The sequence below is a fragment of the Shewanella sp. SG44-2 genome (assembly GCF_014164215.1).
GTDB lineage: Bacteria > Pseudomonadota > Gammaproteobacteria > Enterobacterales > Shewanellaceae > Shewanella > Shewanella frigidimarina.
Genome location: NZ_JACJEU010000001.1, coordinates 233,327 through 254,049, shown reverse-complemented (window position 1 = coordinate 254,049; position 20,723 = coordinate 233,327). Strand labels below are relative to the sequence as shown.

Below are 20,723 nucleotides of genomic sequence, written 5' to 3'. Positions count from 1 at the left end.
AATTATGGAGTTATTATTTTCTCTCAACGTTAGCTATGAAGCATTTCTACCATATTACCAAGGACTTGCAGAGAAAGTGCAAGTAAGGGACCATCATGGTCGTGTGTTGCACATAAATGGTAAGTATTTTAGACCTTATTTAACCCCTCAAGGTATTCATGGACAGTTTAAATTAGTCCTTAACCGAGAAGGGAATTTCAAATCACTCAATAAATTATAGAGTATTTACTTCAAACGTTTGATTGATTAGTAATGTGTAAACTAGCAACCCGTTAAGATTGATAAGTCCATGAAAATAAACTTTTTTCGTTAATGGTTAAATGGTTGTAATTTTATCGGTTGTGTTAATTCAAATATAGGCTAGTTTTATTTTGTCATATTTAGCCAAACATCGTTAATTTTCTTGAACATTTTCTTTTTTTTGACCTTGCTCAATATAGTTAAATGCTGTAACAATGGTGTTGCCTGTGGGCTAACAAGATGTTGGTTAAATTCCTATAACAACTAATCCAACAGGTTACGGAGATGAACTAAAATGAATATTGTTAAAAAAAGATTTAACAAGTCGGCTCTCGCTTTGGGGGTGGTGTCGGCATTGTGTTTGGGAATGAGCACATCAGCCTCAGCAGTTTCTTTTGATTGGGGTGATGTACGAGGTACATTTGACTCTACATGGACTGCAGGCGCGAGTTGGCGTGTATCAGACCGTGATTGGAGTAACCAAATCGGTAAGGTGAACCAACCACAATTTGATTGGTCAGGTTATTCTGCATTTGGTGGCGCGTTTGGCTCTACCAAATATACATCTGCAGAAATTTGGGCTCAGCCGGGTTCATATTCAAGCAACAATGATTTAAGTAATTTGTTGTATGCGCAAGGTGATACGACGTCTGAGATTGTTAAAGGTCTTCACGAGTTATCACTGAAGTACGAAAATTACGGTATCTTTTTACGCGGCATGTATTTTTACGATCGCAAATTAAATGACGGTGATTATGGCTTTAACGATCCATTAACCGGAAAAGAATTCGATCCTTGTGAAGATAACAAAGCATCAGAAGTGCAATGTAAAGACATTCGCTTATTAGATGCATTTGTTTACGGTAACTGGGACTTAAATGACGGTGCTAATCCATTAAGTGTTCGTGTGGGTAACCAAGTAGTTTCATGGGGCGAAAGCACCCTGATCTCTCACGGTATTGCCGAAATCAATGCTGTAGATTTAAATATTCTTAATGCACCAGGTGCGGAGCTTAAAGAAGCATTTCGTCCGCAAGGCATGGTTTGGGCATCGTTAGGGTTAACTGAAAACCTAAACCTTGAAGCATTTTATCAATATGATTGGCAACCGATTTGGATCCCTACACCGGGTTCTAACTTTGCAACCAATGATTTTGCTGGGTATGGTGGTTACAACCAAAATGCACAATTAGGTTTCAACTCAAATCCGGATATCAACCAAGACTTCCTAATTTCAGAATACACTCGTTTATATGAAGCTGCAGCTGCTACTGGGTTTAACCCGGCATATGCCGCTTACATGACTGCTTATTCAACTAAGGTTGCTTTAGTTCAAGATGCTGCAGATCCTAGTGACGATGGCCAGTTTGGTGTTAAATTAGGCTATTACTCTCCAGAACTAGGCGAAACAGAGTTCGGTCTTTATTACATGAATTACCATAGCCGTCGCCCAATCATCAGTGGTACTGCCTCTAACTTTAACGCAGATGCTATAGGTCGTGATTATGGACGTTTGGCGCAAAGTGGTGGCGTTATAGACCGTGAACTGTTGTTAAGCATGGAAACCTTCACCAAGTCGCAAATCGTATACCCTGAAGATATTCAGTTATATGGTTTTAGCTTTAACACATTAGTGGGTGACACATCTGTTGCTGGTGAAATTTCACACCGTGTTGATGAGCCATTGCAAATTGATGACGTTGAATTACTTTTCTTAGCGATGCCTCAACAGCTTGCAAATGCAGGACTTCGTCCTGATTTAGATGGTATTTCACAAATGGATAATGTGGAACCTGGCTCAAACGCTGAGGGGTATATACTTACCGATACGACTCAAGCACAGGTAACCTTTACTCATTTATTCGGTCCAACACTTGGTTTAGATAACTTAACCATGCTTGCTGAAGTGGGTGGTGTGTGGATCCATGATATGCCTGGTTTTGACGAATTACGTCTAAACGGTCCAGGAACCGCTCGTTCTGGCGGTAACCCAGAAATGACGGGTATTATTGCCGCTCTGCACAATGGTCCAGAAACCAATCCATTCCCAACAGATTTTGCGTGGGGTTATCGTTTAGTGGCTAAAGCTGACTTTAACAACGTGTTTGCTGGTGTGAACATGTACCCAAGAGTGATTTTCTCTCACGACGTTGATGGTATTACACCGGATCCAATGTTCTTATTCACCGAAGGCAGAAAATCTGTGGCTTTAGGTGTGAACTTTGATTATCAAAGTCGCTGGGGCGCAGACATTTCTTACAACAGCTTCTTTGGTGGTGTAGGAACAACAAATGCGATGACAGACAGAGATTACATCTCTTTCAACGTCAAGTATTCGATTTAGAAGGATAATTATAATGAAGAAACTGACGATATTATCGGCAGCAGTGATGCTAGCACTGAGTGCACCTGCTGCGCTGGCGAAAGTATCACAAGCTGATGCAGACAAATTGGGTACAACATTAACCCCTATGGGTGCAGAAAAAGCGGCTAATGCCGATGGTTCAATTCCAGCCTGGACTGGTGGTATTAGCAAGCCTATTGCAGGCTACAGTAAGGGTATGCATCATCCAGATCCATTCCCAACTGATAAAGTGTTATTTACCATTACTAATGAAAATAAAGCCCAATACGCTGAGTTTTTAACTCCGGGTCAGAAACAGTTATTTGAAGTATATCCAGATACTTACAAAATGAATGTTTATGAAAGCCGTCGTACTGCAGCTGTACCTCAATATGTTTATGATGCGACTAAAGCCAATGCTGTTAGAGCTGAATTAGTTTCACAAGGTAACGGTATTACTGGGGCGACCATTGGTGTGCCATTTCCAATTCCGGCTAACGGTTTAGAAGTGATTTGGAATCATATTTTACGTTATCGAGGTGTCGATGTAGAAACATATCGTAGCCAAGCCGCGCCTATGTCAAATGGTTCTTATACTCTGGTTGAAAACGCTGAGGAAATTCGTTTTGAATATTCTCGTCCAGAGGTGACCTTAGAGAAGCTTAAAGAAACAAATACGTTGTTTTACTTTAAACAAGTTGTTACTCAACCAGCGCGACTCGCAGGTACTGCACTACTTGTAAAAGAAACCATGGATCAAGAAGCGCTTCCACGCCAAGCTTGGACTTACAACACTGGACAGCGCCGCGTTCGTAAAGCTCCTAACGTAGCATTTGATACTCCAGGTACTGTATCTGATGGGTTAAGAACAACAGATGATTTCGATATGTTTAACGGCTCTCCAATCCGTTATAACTGGGAATTAGTTGGTAAAAAAGAGATCTACATTCCTTACAATGATTATCGTTTACATTCAGATGCGTTGAAGTATGACCAAATTTTAAAACCTGGTCATATTAACCCTGAGTATCCACGTTATGAAAAACATCGTGTATGGGAAGTCAAAGCGACGTTAAAAGAAGGCATGCGTCATACTTATAAAAGTCGTGTTTTCTATATTGATGAAGATTCATGGCAAGTTGCGGTAACTGATATATATGATAACCGCGATGAGCTTTATCGTGTGGGTGTAGCTCACCTTATCAACTATTATGAAGTGCCTGCGCTTTGGAGTACATTGGAAGTGTTCCATGATCTTCAATCACGCCGTTATTTAGCGATGGGTCTAGACAATGAAGGCCGTATGTATAATTTTGATGCATCACTTTCAGAGTCTAACTTTACCCCAGACGCATTAAGACGTGCTGGTATTCGTTAATAAGCCATAGATAAAATGGGGCGCCGTAGCGCCCCTATAAATTTTAAAGGAAGTTTGTATGACGTTTAGCATGCTTCGCAGTGTAGTGGCGATTGGGATTAGTGCATGTTTATATACTACTTCAGTAGATGCTCAACTCGATCCACTCTCTGTTCAAATTCAACCCCGAGCTCAATCCTCTTTATTGCTTGATATTGCTAATGCGGGTGACAAACTTGTCGCGGTAGGTCAACGCGGTAATGTGTTGCTATTAGACGATAATCAATGGCACCAAGTTGCAACTCCTGTATTGTCTCAATTAACCAAAGTGTTTTTTTTCGATGACAAGCAAGGTTGGGCCGTCGGCCATGATGCAACCATTATCCATACTCAAGATGGTGGATTAACGTGGTCTGTGCAGATGCAATCTGCAGAAATTGAGAAACCGTTATTAGATATTCGTTTTTATAGCCCTGTCGATGGTATTGCGGTAGGTGCTTATGGATTATTTTATCGCACCGCAGATGGCGGAAAAACATGGCAACAAGAGTTTCATCAAGAATTATTATTTGAAGAAGATATCGCCTATTTAAATGAACTTAAAGCAGAAGATGAAGCATTATATTTGTCTGAACGAGCATCATTATTACCCCATTTTAATCGCTTAATTCGCCTCAAGGATAGACGCTTATTGCTTGTGGGTGAACTTGGCATGGTTGCGGTATCAAGTGATAACGGCCAAACATTCTCGAAAACTAACTTCGATTACGATGGTTCAATGTTTAATGCCATTGAAGTTGGTGAAGATGTTTATGTCATGGGATTACGCGGTCACGTGTTTAAATCAGACTTAACACTATCTTCATGGCAAGAGGTTGATTTACCTGTCCAATCATCAATTAATAGCGCACTGATTAACGCTAATAATGAGCTATACCTAGTCGGAAATGCTGGGATAGTGTTGTCAGTAGATGATGGTAAAGCAACAATTGTGGCCAGACGCCAAGGCGAGAATATAGTGGCAATAGCTAAAGACAGTAAAGGCCAGTTATGGTTTGCCGGTTCTAAGGGACTGTTCCAGCTTGACTAACCTTAAGGTTAGATTGGACAATTAAAACAACAATAATAGGGCCGAAAAGATGTTAGAAAAACTGGTCAATGGATTTGAATCTCATTTATTCCGTAATCGAAAATGGGTCATCATTTCGTTTATTTTTATTACCTTTTTCTTAGGGTATCAAGCCAGCCAATTAAAAATGGATGCCGCTTTTAGTAAAAATATCCCACTCAATCATTCGTACATGCAAACGTATACCAAACATCAAAAAGATTTTGGTGGTGCTAACAGTATTATGGTGGCGGTAGAAGATACCAGTGGCAATATATTTAACCCGGTATTTTTTGATGCGCTGAAAAATGTTCACGATCAATTATTTTTTATTCCAGGTGTAGAACGTTCTCAGGTTAAGTCGTTATTTTCGCCTTCAACACGTTTTACCGAAGTTGTAGAGGATGGCTTTGCTGGTGGTCCTGTGATCCCCGCTGATTTTCGTAATGATGATTATGGACTTAAAATAGTTCGCGATAATATAGAAAAAGCGGGCATTGTAGGCCGACTTATCGGCAATGATTATACCTCTGCCATGGTGTCTGCGCAGTTAATGGAGTTTGACCCTCAAACGGGTGAGGCCATTGATACTATTGCGTTTGCAAATCAATTAGAACAAGAGCTTCGCGGCAAATTTGAAAACGATCAAATTAAAATTCACATCATCGGTTTTGCCAAAATGGCTGGCGATGTTGCCGAAGGCGCTAAAGGCGTATTGCTGTTCTTTTTAATCGCCATAGCCATTACTGCTGTGATGGTGTACTTATTTTCAAAATCGATAATGCTCACTATCTTGCCATTAATGTGTAGTTTGATTGCTGTTTTTTGGCAGTTAGGGCTATTAACTGTGGTCGGATTTGGTTTAGACCCCATGTCGATTTTAGTGCCATTTTTGGTGTTTGCTATTGGTGTGAGTCACGGAGTGCAGATGATCAATGCTGTACGTCGTCGGGTGCTTGATGGTCAAACAACTAAAGCCGCAGCAGCGTCAGCTTTTCGCAGTTTATTAGTGCCCGGTGGTGTTGCTTTATTGTCTGATACGGTCGGTTTTTTAACCTTATTGGCCATTGATATTGGTATTATTCGTGAGTTGGCAATTTCTGCATCGCTAGGTGTTGCAGTCATTATTTTAACTAACCTTATTTTGCTACCATTGGTTATTTCATATTTTGAATTACCCAACAAGCAAGATAATCCTGAGAAACGCCAAAAAATTGAAAATATTTGGCGAGCATTGTCTAAGTTTGCGACGCCAAAATATGCCGTTGTAGTATTAATTTCGACAGTAATTCTTTATATGGTTGGTTTTCAACAAGCTTCAAAAATGCAAATAGGTGATTTACAAGGTGGGGCACCAGCACTGCACCAAGATTCTCGTTATAACCAAGACACCTTCTTTATTACTGATCACTTTTCTATTACCACCGATGTGATGACAGTGATTGTCGAAGCAACACCAGAAGCTTGTACTTATCATTCTGTCCTAACACAAATAGATCAGTTTGAATGGATGATGGCCAATACCGTTGGTGTAGAGTCAACGGCGAGCTTGGCATCTATTGCTAAAAAAGTGAATGCCGGTTTTAACGAAGGTAACCCAAAATGGGAAATTTTACCTCGTACCACTGCCAGCTTAGTACAAGCCGTTGGTCAAGTACCGACAACGTCAGGTTTGCTCAATAGTAACTGTTCAGTGATGCCAGTGTACTTGTTCTTAAAGGATCACAAAGCTGAAACCATTGAGGTGGTTGTCGATAAAGTTAAAGCCGTTGCTGCGCAACTTAACTCTGACACACTGCAATTTAAGTTAGCTTCAGGTCCCGTTGGTGTCATGGCAGCCACAAATGAAGCCGTGAGCGAAGCTCAGCTACCAATGATGTTATATGTTTATGGTGCAGTGTTTGTACTGTGTTTAATTAGTTTTAAATCTCTGAAGGCGACTATTGCCGTCATTATACCGCTTTATGTGGTATCGACATTGGCGCAAGCATTAATGACTCTGCTTGATATTGGACTTGCGGTGAGTACCTTACCGGTTATTGCATTGGGTGTAGGTATTGGCGTCGATTACGGTATTTATATCTTGTCGACGATGTCTAATAAACTCACTAATGGTATGCCGGTTCAACAAGCGTATTTTGAAGCTTTGGTTGAACGCGGTAGTGCGGTTATCTTCACTGGCTTGACGTTAGCTATTGGGGTGAGTACTTGGTTCTTCTCAGATCTTAAATTCCAAATGGATATGGGTATTTTGCTTACATTTATGTTTTTAGTGAATATGTTGGGAGCAATTATTATTCTACCCGCACTATCAGCGATGTTTTGGCGAAAAAAGTAACTAAAACATGTAATTAAATAAAAAAGGGAGCTTAGCTCCCTTTTTTATTTTGCATAGTTACTCTATGCAAACGACTTAAATGTCATTTTAAACACTAATCTATGCTGTCTACTGGATTTATAGAGGATGTACCACTAAAATTTTCCTCGATATAGCAGCAATTTAGTAATAAACTTTGCACCAGATCTCAAATATGAGTTTCTATTGTTAAACGAAAAACAGTTATTTACGTGATAGACACAAAATGACTCGGACCGACTGAATCAACAAGCCGAAGCATCCATATAATGATAAGAGCGCTGCCATAGACGCTTAAGGAATCTGCAACATGGCCTTGAAAGATGCAATGCCTTCAGTACTACTGGAAAATGTAGTCAATTTAATTCACACAAAAATCCCTAATTCTCAAGCCAAACAAGTTGAGCAATTTGCTAATTGCCTCTATGCCCATATGTCAAAAGACGATCTCAATGCTCGTAATGACAGTGATTTATATGGTGCTGTAGTGAGCCTTTGGAATGCGCTGAATAAAACGGCCCAGGATCAAACCCACATCCGTGTATTTAATCCAAGCCAAGCAAAACATGGCTGGCAGTCAACTCACAGCATTATTGAGGTTATCCAACTTGATATGCCTTTCTTGGTTGACTCGCTCTCAATGGCGTTAAATCGAATGGGCATCACTGCTCATGTGATGTTGCACACGCCATTAGCCGTAGTTCGCGGTAATAACAACAATGTGTCAGATGTGTCATTTGTTAATGACACGACAGACAGCAGCAATAATGTTGCTGTATTTTTAGTCGAAATTGACAAGCAAAATAGTGATGCTGACATTAAGGCGATTGAAAAAGAAATTCAATCTGTTCTTGCTGATGTCTCTGCGTCGGTCAATGATTGGCAATTAATGTCAGATACATTAACCGATACTATTAAACAACTACCTTCACGTCCTTTCCCGGGTGATAAAACGGAACTGAAAGAGTCAGTTGATTTCTTAAACTACTTGAACAACCATCATTTCACTTTGCTTGGCTATCGTTATTACGATCTAAAACGTGTTGAAGGTGATGTTGAGCTTGTTCCTAACATTGAATCTAGCTTAGGGCTAATGAACCGTTCAAAAACCTCCCATAGTGAGCGTGGTTTATTACTTTCAAGTTTATCTGATTCAGCCCGTAAAGAGGCGTTAGATGAAAGCTTACTCGTTCTCACCAAAAGCTCTGCTAAAAGCCGTGTACATCGTCCAGCTTATGTAGATTATATTGGTGTTAAACGTTTTGACAAAAAAGGCAACGTAATTGGTGAAGATCGTTTCATTGGTTTATATGCTTCTAATCTTTATAACCGTAGTCCACGCGAAATCCCATTATTGGGTGAAAAGGTTCAGCGCATTCTTGATAACTCAGGGCTAGCGCCGCGCTCTCATGATTATAAAGCGTTAATGAATATTCTTGAGAACTTACCTCGTGATGAGCTAATTCAAGCAAAAGATCCTGAGCTATCAAACATCGCTCACGGTGTTTTAGAAATGCAAGATCGTGACAAGTTAAAGTTATTTGTGCGTAAAGACGGTTATGGCCGTTTCTTGTCGTGTTTAGTTTATGTGTCTAAAGACCGCTACAACACTAAATTACGTCAAGATACTCAACGCATTCTGGCACAACATTTTAAAAGTACAGAAGATGTTGAGTTCACCACGTACTTCTCAGAGTCTACATTGGCTCGAACTCACTATATTATCAAAGTTGATAATAACAATATGGATGTTGATGTGGCCGCCATTGAAAGAAATCTTATCGAAGCTGCTCGCTCATGGGACGACAAACTGCACACAGCATTAAACAATGCTGTTGGTGAGCAAGCTGGAACGGGACTGACAAAACGTTATTTAAATGCTTTCCCACCGAGTTATAAAGATGATGTGCTTCCAAGTTCAGCTGTTGTTGACATGCAGCACCTTGAAGCATTGGATGACGAACACAAATTAGGTATGTTGTTTTATCAACCGCAAGAAACTGCGTTGAATGACAATAAAGTCCGCCTGAAACTGTTCCATAAAGACGAGCCTATTCACTTGTCTGACGTACTACCAATGCTTGAAAACTTTGGTTTACGTGTGATTAATGAACGTCCATACGAAGTCAAAACCAATGATGGCGCGACATTCTGGATTTTAGATTTCTTAATGACAGTGCAGGGTGCAGCGACAGAAAACTTAGCTGATAGCCAAGACCGTTTCCAAACGGCTTTATTGCAAGTGTGGCAGAAGAAGTTAGAAGATGACGGCTTTAACCGCATGGTACTGTCAACAGGCCTCAGTGGTCGTGAAGTGTCTATTTTGCGTGCTTATGCTAAGTATATGCGTCAAATTGATGCAACATTCAGTCAGTCGTACATCGAAGAAACGTTTAGCCGTTATCCTAAATTAGCGGACTTATTGGTGAAAATGTTCATCCGTAAGTTTAACCCTAAACTAAAAACGCGCACCTTAAGTAAGTTCCTTGAACAGGTGAACATACAACTTGATGACGTTTCAAGCTTAGATGATGACCGTATTATTCGTCGTTACTTGGATTTAATTAACGCCACATTACGAACTAACTTCTATCAAACTGCCATTGGCGGAAAAGCGAAAGACTATATCTCGTTTAAGTTTGCACCGGGCTTAATTCCTGAAATGCCTAAGCCGTTACCGAAGTTTGAAATATTCGTGTATTCGCCTCGTGTTGAAGGTGTGCATTTACGTGGCGGTAAAGTGGCTCGCGGTGGTTTACGTTGGTCAGATCGTCGTGAAGACTTCCGTACCGAAGTATTAGGCTTAGTAAAAGCACAGCAAGTTAAAAACACCGTGATTGTGCCTGTGGGCGCAAAAGGTGGTTTTGTGTGTAAACAACTGCCGACAGAAGGTGGCCGCGAGGCATTATTTACGGAAGGACAAGAATGTTACCGTATCTTCATTCGTGCGTTATTAGATATTTCGGACAACATTGTTAATGGTGAAGTGGTTCCACCCGTAGATGTTGTACGTCATGATGAAGACGATCCATATTTGGTCGTTGCAGCTGATAAAGGCACGGCAACATTCTCAGACATTGCTAACGCTATTGCGATTGAATACAACTTCTGGTTAGGCGATGCATTTGCCTCTGGTGGTAGTAACGGCTATGACCATAAAAAAATGGGCATTACTGCCCGTGGTGCGTGGGAGTCTGTTAAACGTCATTTCCGCGAAATTGGTGTTGATTGTCAAACCACTCCATTCAGTTGTGTGGCTATTGGTGACATGGCTGGTGACGTATTTGGTAACGGTATGCTGCTATCTGAGCAAACTCAATTGGTTGCTGCATTTAACCATATGCACATCTTTATTGACCCTACGCCAAAAATTGCCGAAAGCTATGCTGAGCGTCAGCGTTTATTTGTACTACCACGCTCAAGCTGGGAAGACTATAACGCCAAACTGATTTCTAAAGGCGGCGGGATATTCTTACGTTCTGCTAAGTCAATTAAATTGACTCCAGAAATCAAGCAGATGCTAGACACTGACAAAGACACCATGAACCCAACTGAACTGATGAAAGAACTACTGAAAATGCCAGTAGACTTGATTTGGAATGGTGGTATTGGTACCTACGTTAAGTCGAGCAAAGAATCGCATGCTGAAGTAGGTGACCGTGCAAACGATACCTTACGTGTAAATGGTAAAGAAGTACGTGCCAAAATCATTGGTGAAGGCGGTAACTTAGGTTGTACACAATTAGGCCGTATTGAATACTGTGCTAATGGTGGCCGTATGAATACTGACTTCGTCGATAACGTTGGCGGTGTTGATTGTTCAGACAACGAAGTTAACATCAAAATCTTCTTAAACACGTTAGTGGCAGAAGGTGAGTTAACGGTTAAACAGCGTAACCGTTTACTTGAAGACATGACTGACGAAGTCAGCGATATTGTGATTAAAGATTGTAAAGACCAAACCCGTACTATTTCGGTTACCCAAGTACACGGTGTGTCACAACTTAAAGAGCAAATTCGTTTTATTCAGTATCTTGAAAAAGACGGTAAACTTGACCGCGCACTTGAGTTCTTGCCAACTGATGACGATCTAGCAGAACGTTTAGCCAACGGCCGTGCATTAACTCGTCCAGAGCTATCGGTATTAGTTGCTTACGCTAAAATGGTGCTTAAAGAGCAACTAGTGACACCTGAAATCACTGAAGATGCATTTTTAAGCAAGCTATTAGTGGCTTATTTCCCTAAAAAGTTACAAGCAAAATACGCTGACAAAATGATCGCACATCCTCTACGTGGTGAAATTATTGCTACCTCATTAGCCAATGAATTGGTGAATGATATGGGCTTTAATTTTGTACAACGTATGCAAGATGAGACCGGTGCAACAGTTGCCGAAGCGGCTATTTGTTATACTATGGCCCGAGAAATCTTTGGTCTTGATGAGTTAACCGCTTCTATTACTGACTTAAACGGTGTTACTCCGGCACATGTGCAGGGTGAAATGCTACATCAGTTGCGTCGTAATATGCGTCGAGCATGTCGTTGGTTTATTCGTCATCGCAATCGTGCTCATGATATTGATCAAACAGTGGCATTCTTTAAGCCTGTATTTGAACAGCTTAAAGCCAATGTTGACCAGTATATGATTGCTGCTGAAGTGAAAGTGATTTCTGCTGAAATTACTGCACTAACGAAAGAGAATGTCCCTAAAGCAGTTGCACAAGTTGTCGCTAAAATGAGTACATTATTCTCTGCGTTAGATATTGCACAAATTGCTCAAATCGAGAATAAGTCAGTTGAGCTAGTATCAGAAACTTACTTCAAACTCGGTGCTAAAGTTGAATTACATTGGTTCTTAGAACAAATCAGTGCTCAACCTGTAGCTAACCATTGGCAAGCACTGGCTCGTGCTGCATTCAGAGAAGAACTTGATTGGCAACAACGTGCATTAAGTTCTGCAGTATTACGTACTTGTACAGATACTTGCGATGCAGATAGTGTTATCAATCAATGGATTACATTAAATAAACCATTGCTTGAAAGATGGTATCACATGTTAGCGGACTTCAAGGTTTCTCAAACCCATGAATTTGCTAAGTTCTCAGTCGCCTTAAGAGAACTGAACTTGCTGATTTTGCATTGCGAAGGTCAGAAGTAGTTTTTATAATGTGAATAAGCCCTGGCAATTGCCGGGGTTTTTTTTAGGTCTAGGAGAAAACATGTTTTACAAACTCGCGCAAAAAGTAATGTTTCAGATGGACCCTGAGTTAGCCCACAATATCGCGATTGGCAGTTTGAAAATAACCGGAAACAATCTGTTAAATTGTTTCTACCGTCAACAGGTTAAATCTTCCCCAGTAACCTGTATGGGACTGACGTTCCCCAATCCTGTCGGTTTAGCAGCAGGATTAGATAAAGACGGCGAGTCAATTGATGCTTTTCATGCGATGGGTTTTGGCCATGTTGAAGTAGGAACAGTAACACCACGCCCGCAAGCTGGTAACGATCAACCTCGTTTATTTCGATTAAAACCTGCTAAAGGCATTATTAATCGTATGGGCTTTAATAATAAAGGTGTCGATAATCTGGTTCGTAATTTAATGGCCAAAAAGTCTGACATTATGGTTGGCGTGAACATAGGTAAAAATAAAGACACTCCAGTAGAGCAGGGCAAAGATGACTACCTAATTTGTATGGAAAAGGTTTATCAATATGCTAGCTATATTGCAGTTAATATTTCCTCTCCTAACACTCCTGGTTTACGTTCAATGCAATACGGTGAGTTACTTGACGACTTACTTAGCTCAATTAAAGCCAAACAAACTGAATTAGCCGCTAAACATGGTAAATATGTCCCTGTTGCGCTAAAAATTGCGCCTGATTTAACCTCAGAAGAAATCAGCGCGATAGCTGACTCATTGATGAGTAATCAGTTTGATGGTGTTATCGCGACCAACACCACCTTAAGCCGAGATACTGTTACTGGTTTAAAACATGCCGAAGAAATGGGTGGCTTAAGTGGCAAACCATTGGCTGATTTATCAACACAAGTGATCAAACAATTAGCGATCTGCTTACAAGGCAAGATCCCGATCATTGGTGTGGGTGGGATCAATAGTGCAGCTGATGCTTTGGCTAAATTTGACGCTGGCTCAACCATGGTGCAGATTTACTCTGGTTTTATCTACCAAGGACCTAAACTGGTTGATCAGATCGCTAGAGCTTATTGTGCAAAATAACGACTAAAACATATTATTATCGATCAAAAATCATGCCGCGATCGAATTTTAGATCGTTCGATCGCGCTAACACTATGAAATTTATGTTATAATTTATAATTAAATTTTGATATTGGGTGAAAAATAAACTATTATGCACAAGTGTTCAACATTTAGGTGCAAATTGCCATGTTATTAATGCCAAACAAGGACTGGCATTGGGAATACAATGAGACTTGCAAGCAGCTAAGTATTTCATTGGGTTCCGAGATGGAGTTCTTGACCCCATACAAGACAAAACTATTAATTCCAGATGCATTAACCGCAACTGAATTTAATCTTGAACACGCAAAATTCTACATTAAAATGCTTGAAACACTTCCTAAGGTTTTACATATCTCTGATGCCGGTATTGTTCAAACTGCTTTGAATGCCACCGCAGCCCATTTTTTATTACAATCACAAATGCCGAAATCTTGGTTTTTTGATGTGAGTGATGAATGTGTTTATTGCGAAGTCGGTAAATTATTTCAACTTAATTGCGGCTCTTCAAAAGTATTAGCATTAGTCGTTGATAATGGCTTACAAGCTGCCACAGTGATGATTTTATCGCAATACTGCCAGTTATCAGATAGCAAGTCGCTAGTACAATTCGACACCATTAAAGTGATGCATAATCGTTTGCACCCATTACGTAAAGCCAGACAAGTCGTGGCAGCTTAATAGATAACAGGCTCCAATGAGCGCTTTTTCGATTTATTTAATGCCATAGTCCAGTATGCGGTTACTCACACTCGTTCATCAGTAAGAAAGCCATTCCCACATTCATGTTATGACATGCCACTGATGACTATTATCGGTTTAGTTGCTTATCATCGTATATATTTTTTAGGCTATGTTAATACCCTGTATCATGTCGTATGCCTTAGTATTTTGTGTAACAAAATCATCGGCTAAAATCACAGAAATGCTTGTATAACTTGATAACTTTACGTTACTTTATAGAATACTGTTAAGTTGATGCATGCTCCCTTCTATCGGTATGTTAGCTTATAACCATTGCACAATAGTGTGCCAAAGCCCTCCGCAATTTTAGCCCTCTGCAATTTTAAGTTTAAAGTACATAATTGAAACAGTAGTATAGTCTCAATGCTACCAGTGACTCAACACGAATAGGACAGTCATCTACTATGACGGTAAAAATGGATCACCGTACAATTGAAGAAAAAATATTATTGGGTGTGACAGCCGCTGCAATATTAATCTTATCGCCATTCTTGATTGAAAGTGTATTTCAACATAATCATTTGCGGACCCTTGTCGATCTTGTTGCCGTGGGCGGGATTTCAGTGATTTTTATTGGTGTTTGGTTTACTAGCAAGGTTAAGTTCTTTAGTGGATTGTTTGCCATTATTGCCCATGCGAATATTTTATTTGGTATTTACATCGTTGGTAACGATTTAATTTTTTGGTTGTTTCCGATTATCATCGCCAGTTTTTATTTATTACCGACGTTTATTGCTTGCCTGCTCAATGTCTTACTCATTTCTATTGCCGGAGTATTAACCTATCAGCAATTTGATGAGTTTTCTTTGCCGCTTATTATGGCCTCTTTGGTAGTAACAGGTATTTTTTCGCTAATTTTTTCAATATTTATGCAACGTAAAAACCGCCAGTTATTAGAAAAAGATAAAATAAGTCAGCTCCGTAACAATATTCTGGAGTTGATAGCCAGTTCTAGCAAATTATCCAAAGTGTTGGCTGCGGTTGTAGAAGGGATTGAAAATGAGTTGCCGCGGGCGATGTGCAGTATTTCATTATTAGATGACACTGGTAAACAGTTAAGATTAGCCGCGGCGCCCAGCCTGCCAGCTTTTTATAATGAGGCAATTGACACGGTCAATATTGCTGACGCAAGCGGTACTTGTACTCAATCTGTAGCACTAGGTAAAAGAATCATCGTTGCGGATATTGCTAGCCACCCTAACTGGTTGCCCTTAGCTCATTTAGCCAACCAAGCTAAATTGGTCTCATGTTGGTCTGAACCTATTATTAGCCATCATGGTAACGTGCTAGGCACGATTGCGATATATTTTGATAGGCTATCAAAACCGACAGACATTGAAATCAATTTGGTTGAACAATTTGTCAACCTAACCCGAATTGCAATTGAGCGAGACAAAGCTGATAACATTATTTGGCATCAAGCTAATTTTGATAGTTTAACCAATTTACCTAATAGACACTTATTACACGAGCATTTAACCAATGCGGTGGACAATGCAGAGCGCGATAAAAAACAATTAGTGATCGCGATGCTAGATTTAGATAACTTTAAAGACGTCAATGATTCTTTAGGGCATGGTGCCGGAGATTCTGTGTTGATTGAGTGTGCAAATCGAATTAAAAGCACCATTAGAAAAAATGATATTGTGGCTCGTTTAGGCGGTGATGAGTTTATTATTGCCTTTGTTGGTACAACGGTCCCTGAGGACATCGATAAAATAGGTCAAAAACTCTTAAGCACACTAGCTAAGCCCTATATCATTGATCATAAAAATGTCTATTGTACTGCTAGTATCGGTTTGGCATTTTACCCAAATGATGCATCAACTATTGAAGAATTACTCAGAAATGCAGACCAAGCGATGTACCGTGCTAAATCCCGCGGTCGCAACAGCATTCATTATTTTACTGAGAACATGAGTACAGATTTTCTTAAACGTATGGAGATCATGCGTGATTTACGTATTGCTGTTGAGCAAAAACAGTTTTACATGGTTTACCAGCCTATCGTTAACTTAACCACTTCGCGTATTACCAAAGCTGAGGCGTTAATTCGTTGGAAACATCCTCAAAAAGGGATGATCTCACCTTTAGATTTTATTCATGTCGCTGAAGAGATTGGCTTGATTGTTGAAATGAGTGAGTGGATTTTTGACGAAGTTTCACAACAGGTAAATACTTGGCGTAAAGCCTATTGCCCTGAGTTAACCATTAGTATTAATACTTCCCCTGTACAATATAAAAATAATGGTGCACAAATTAATGCTTGGGCAGATTCGCTTCTCCTGCGAGGTATCCCTTGTGAGGCTATTTCGCTTGAAATAACTGAACATTTATTAATGGAAAATCAACTTGAAGCTGTTGATGCTCTTGATAAAGTTCGTCTTCATGGGATGTCTGTCGCTATCGACGACTTTGGTACGGGCTATAGCTCTTTTGCATACCTTAAAGACTTTGATTTTGATTACTTAAAAATCGATCAACGGTTTGTGCAAAACATGTCAGCCAATAATAAAGACACCGCACTGTGTGAAGCGATTATTGTAATGGCCAGTAAACTGAAAATGAGTGTTATTGCTGAAGGGATAGAAACCGAACAACAAAAGCAGTTACTCATTAATGCAGGCTGTACTTTTGGGCAAGGTTATTTGTTTGCAAAGCCACTTTCTGTTGGCGATTTCGAAGCTTTACTCATCGAACAAAATACAAAATAGTAAAAAGCGAATTTATTGAAGGGTAGAGCGAGTCTCCATTTTGCGAGTTATTGTCAGTGATAATAACTCGCGAGTGAGATGCCGTAACGAATAAATCAGCTAATCACTCATTACGAGTGTAATTATTATCGCAGAGTTAACTCATTTTTCGAATAATGCTGATGGGTGCGATACGCAATACCCAGTGTAAAAACGCCCAAGGATAGCTAGGTACAAAGGCGTTGGCTTTCTCTTTTTGAATCGCTTTCACCATCGCTTTACAACCTGTCTCGGTGTCGACGATAAACGGAACCGTTTTCACTTTTTCATTAATCTCACTGCGAATGAAGCCAGGGTGTATACAGGTCACTTTTATTGGTGTGTTCATCACATCGATACGGATACCTTCAGATAACGACGTTAAGGCGGCTTTAGTCGCCGCATAAACCGTCATAGCACGTCTAAACCCACGTACGGCACTAATGGATGAGATGGTCACTAAATGACCACTATTTTGTTCACGAAAAATAGCCATCGCTGCTTCACACTGGGCTATTGCAGCAATAAAATTGGTTTGCGCCGTTTGTAAGTTAGCTTCAAAAAAACCAGTACCGATAGAGGCACCTTTACCCATGCCTGCGTTGACAATGACGCGGTCAAGTTGACCGAACTCTTGTTTGAATTGACTGAAAACGTCGAAAACTTGCGGATGGTCATTAACATCCAATGATTTAATCAATACTTGGATATTGGGATTAATCACTAGTAACTCTTGCTTTAATGCTTCAAGACGGTCTATTCGTCTCGCGCACAAAGCAAGATTATGATTTTGCTTAGCAAACTCAATTGCCATACCGCGGCCTAAACCTGAACTCGCCCCTGTGATTAATATGTTTTTCCGTTTCATAATGTGCTCTTTATTTTTGTTTTAATTGTTTTGCTAAACGTGTTGAACATCGTCACTTAACGATACTCACAAAGTGAATATAACTTAAATTAAGCTGTGTAAATGGCGTTGTGACCCATCAAAAAAGCTATGCTCATTTAAGGTAATTAAACTCAATCGTTGCCGTTTCAACTGTAACTGGGTCACGCCGCAATTAACTAGCTGTTTATTGATATTAAAAAATTGACCTTCTGGCACTGTTAATATTTGCATCATCGCGGCACTAATGACGCCACCAGAAGTGAATACAAACACAGTGTCATTGTCATTTGTCTGCTCGATGAGTTGCTGTAACCCTTGGTTGACTCGTTGAGTAAAGTGTTGCCAAGATTCGTTGTAGTTACTGTTATCGTTAGCGGAATTTGATTGTTGTTGCCATTGTTGAATGGCTTGACTAAATAATTCGATAAAGGCTCTTGTGGGTGAAGCTTGTTGTTGGAGGTAGTACTTCATTGCATCTGGGGTTGCCAAGTCTGGTCGATAAACCGCAATCACATTTTCATGATCAAACTCATTCCAAGGGAGACTTATCTGTAATGACTCATGCAATAAAGGCGGTGACAACGTCGATAAACAGGCATCTCGTGTTTGTTGATGTCGAGTCATGTTGCCGCAAATAACATGGCTAGGTTGAATTAAGCGCAGGTTAAAATACTCACCTAAATGCCTTGCTTGACTATGGCCTAAACTTGATAAGTTGTCATAGTTATTAGCGCCAAAGCTGGCTTGCCCATGACGGATTAAATAGATATTCGCCATGGTTATCCTTTTTGCTTCATTGTTTGATGACAACGCCACAATAAATAATGTGAAAAAATCCAAAATTGTTTGAATGCAGGGTTGCGTGTTTGTTTATGGTGATAGCGATAATAAATTTGCTGCACTATGCCTGCTAAACGGAATAAACCGAACACCTCATAAAAACGAAAATCATCAATGGTGATATTCATTTTATCGCAATAATATTCAACAACTTGTTGTCGAGTGAGCATACCGTCAAGGTGTGTGGGTTGGCGGCGAGTCATTTGTGCTAAAAAGTCATCATCTGCTTCAACCCAATAGGCGAGGGTATTACCCAAATCCATTAATGGGTTCCCCAGCGTCGCCAGTTCCCAGTCGAGTATTCCATTGACCTTACTGATGTCATTTGGATCTAACACTACGTTATCAAACCGAAAGTCATTGTGGGTTAGGCAAATGCTTTCTTGTGCTGGTTTATGTTGTTGTAGCCAAGCCATCACTTTTTTGCCAGAGGGCACATTCCAGGTTTTAGCTTGAGTGTAGCGTTTGCTCCAGCCATCAATCTGGCGCTGCGTATATCCTTCGCCTTTGCCGATATGGTTAAGATTAGCGGCATCTACATCCACTTTATGTAATTCGATTAAACAATCAATTACATTAGTGCAAAGCGTTCTGGCTTGCGTCTTATCGACTTTTAAGCCTTTAAGGAGGTTTTGTCTTGGGATAATGCCATTGAGCTTTTCCATGACATAAAACTCAGTTCCTAACACATTGTCATCTTCACAATGTGCCAGCATTGCTGGTACATAAGGGTAAACAGGTTTAAGTGCTTGTTGTAATCGATACTCGCGCCCCATGTCGTGAGCACCTTTAGCTTTAGTGCCTTTGGGCGCGCGGCGTAAAATAAGCTCGCGATTGGCGTAACTTAAGCAGTAAGTCCAATTGGATGCACCGCCAGTGTACTGGGTTATGGTTAATTTTCCCTCTAGCCTGTCGATATGTTGTTTTAACCACAGGTCAATAATCGCAACATCAAGCTCCTCGCCGGTACGAACCGCTTTGGCTTTATCCAGATATTGTTGGTTCATTAAGCTTATTCCTCCCTTAACAATTGCCTAAGACGATGTGTTTGTTTCAATACTAATTTAAAATACCAATGCAAAGGCAATAAGCGTTTTAACTGATAAAGCCGTTTGCCTTGTTGATGTGTCAGTAAGAGGAATTGTTTTTTACTTTCACCTTGATAAGCAATGTCGGCGACTTGCGTTGCATTTATGGGTGACTTATCAAATAGCTTACCCAGCAGCTTTTCCATTGTGGGCAGTTGAGTACGCAGACTGCTGCCTAGGTTGGTTTTAAAGAAGCCTGGGCATAACACGCTAACATTGATATTGTCATCGGCAAGTTCTAAGCGCAAGGTTTCTGACAACGACACCACAGCCGCTTTTGATGCGTTGTAACTAGACATAAATGGGATTGGAGTCAGTCCAGCTTGTGAAGCGACATTGACAATACTGCCAATACCTTGCTGTTTAAAAATGGGAACAAACTGTTGGCACATATTCACAATACCAAACAGGTTGATTTCCATTACCCAGCGCCATTGTAAAATAGGTTCAACTTCAATTTTATCTGCTGACGCTACGCCGGCATTATTGATTAACACATCGATATGTTGCCAACGCTCGTCCAGTGCTTTTACGAGCGCTGTAATGCTGTCTGTGTTGGTAATATCGCAAGGTACGAAAAATGCCTTACCTCCTAACGCTTGGATTTCTTGACACACCTGTTCTCCAGCGGGTTGATTAATATCTGCAACGCACACTTCGGCGTGCTGACTCGCCCATTTTAGTGCCAGTGCTTTACCTAAACCCGATGCCGCGCCAGTGATCACTACATTTTGTGATTGTGTTATTGGTTTCATAGTCATCACC

General features: G+C 40.3%; 13 protein-coding genes. 9 read left to right on the top strand and 4 right to left on the bottom strand.

Features of this window, described 5'->3' with window-relative positions; all coding sequences use genetic code 11:
• Positions 1-4: 4 nt before the first annotated feature.
• From H5181_RS01000 to H5181_RS00960, 9 genes are all read left to right on the top strand, one after another.
• Positions 5-220, top strand: coding sequence for a DUF2835 domain-containing protein (locus H5181_RS01000; RefSeq protein WP_182749902.1), 216 nt, complete (start codon positions 5-7; stop codon positions 218-220).
• A 315-nt stretch (positions 221-535) separates the two neighbouring features.
• Positions 536-2,584 (top strand): DUF1302 domain-containing protein, encoded by a 2,049-nt coding sequence (locus H5181_RS00995; protein ID WP_011637681.1) that lies wholly within the window; start codon positions 536-538, stop codon positions 2,582-2,584.
• A gap of 13 nt (positions 2,585-2,597) precedes the next feature.
• Positions 2,598-3,962 (top strand): DUF1329 domain-containing protein, encoded by a 1,365-nt coding sequence (locus H5181_RS00990; protein WP_011637680.1) that lies wholly within the window; start codon positions 2,598-2,600, stop codon positions 3,960-3,962.
• Between the two features lie 58 nt (positions 3,963-4,020).
• Entirely contained in the window at positions 4,021-5,031 is a 1,011-nt protein-coding gene (locus tag H5181_RS00985) for a YCF48-related protein (RefSeq protein WP_011637679.1), read from the top strand.
• Between the two features lie 49 nt (positions 5,032-5,080).
• Complete coding sequence (locus H5181_RS00980; RefSeq protein WP_182749900.1) at positions 5,081-7,387, top strand: RND family transporter; 2,307 nt, start codon at positions 5,081-5,083, stop codon at positions 7,385-7,387.
• A gap of 328 nt (positions 7,388-7,715) precedes the next feature.
• Positions 7,716-12,563 carry an NAD-glutamate dehydrogenase gene (locus tag H5181_RS00975; RefSeq protein WP_182749898.1) on the top strand — a complete coding sequence of 1,616 codons (4,848 nt, stop codon included), beginning with the start codon at positions 7,716-7,718 and terminating at the stop codon, positions 12,561-12,563.
• 61 nt (positions 12,564-12,624) lie between these two features.
• A complete protein-coding gene (gene pyrD / locus H5181_RS00970; protein ID WP_059743833.1) occupies positions 12,625-13,644 on the top strand; it encodes a quinone-dependent dihydroorotate dehydrogenase in 1,020 nt (339 codons plus the stop codon).
• Between the two features lie 168 nt (positions 13,645-13,812).
• The gene (locus H5181_RS00965) at positions 13,813-14,346 is read left to right on the top strand and encodes a cell division protein ZapC (protein WP_182749896.1); all 534 of its coding nucleotides are present in this window, start codon (positions 13,813-13,815) and stop codon (positions 14,344-14,346) included.
• Between the two features lie 479 nt (positions 14,347-14,825).
• Complete coding sequence (locus H5181_RS00960) at positions 14,826-17,123, top strand: bifunctional diguanylate cyclase/phosphodiesterase (protein ID WP_182749894.1); 2,298 nt, start codon at positions 14,826-14,828, stop codon at positions 17,121-17,123.
• Between the two features lie 136 nt (positions 17,124-17,259).
• On the opposite strand, the gene H5181_RS00955 is transcribed toward H5181_RS00960, so the two are convergent.
• The 4 genes from H5181_RS00955 to H5181_RS00940 form a co-directional block, all read right to left on the bottom strand.
• Positions 17,260-18,009 (bottom strand): SDR family oxidoreductase, encoded by a 750-nt coding sequence (locus H5181_RS00955; RefSeq protein ID WP_182749892.1) that lies wholly within the window; start codon positions 18,007-18,009, stop codon positions 17,260-17,262.
• Between the two features lie 84 nt (positions 18,010-18,093).
• Entirely contained in the window at positions 18,094-18,807 is a 714-nt protein-coding gene (locus tag H5181_RS00950; RefSeq protein WP_182749891.1) for a histidine phosphatase family protein, read from the bottom strand.
• Positions 18,808-18,809: 2 nt separating this feature from the next.
• A complete protein-coding gene (locus H5181_RS00945) occupies positions 18,810-19,877 on the bottom strand; it encodes a phosphotransferase family protein (protein ID WP_182749889.1) in 1,068 nt (355 codons plus the stop codon).
• 5 nt (positions 19,878-19,882) lie between these two features.
• A complete protein-coding gene (locus tag H5181_RS00940) occupies positions 19,883-20,713 on the bottom strand; it encodes an SDR family oxidoreductase (protein ID WP_182749887.1) in 831 nt (276 codons plus the stop codon).
• Positions 20,714-20,723 lie beyond the last annotated feature (10 nt).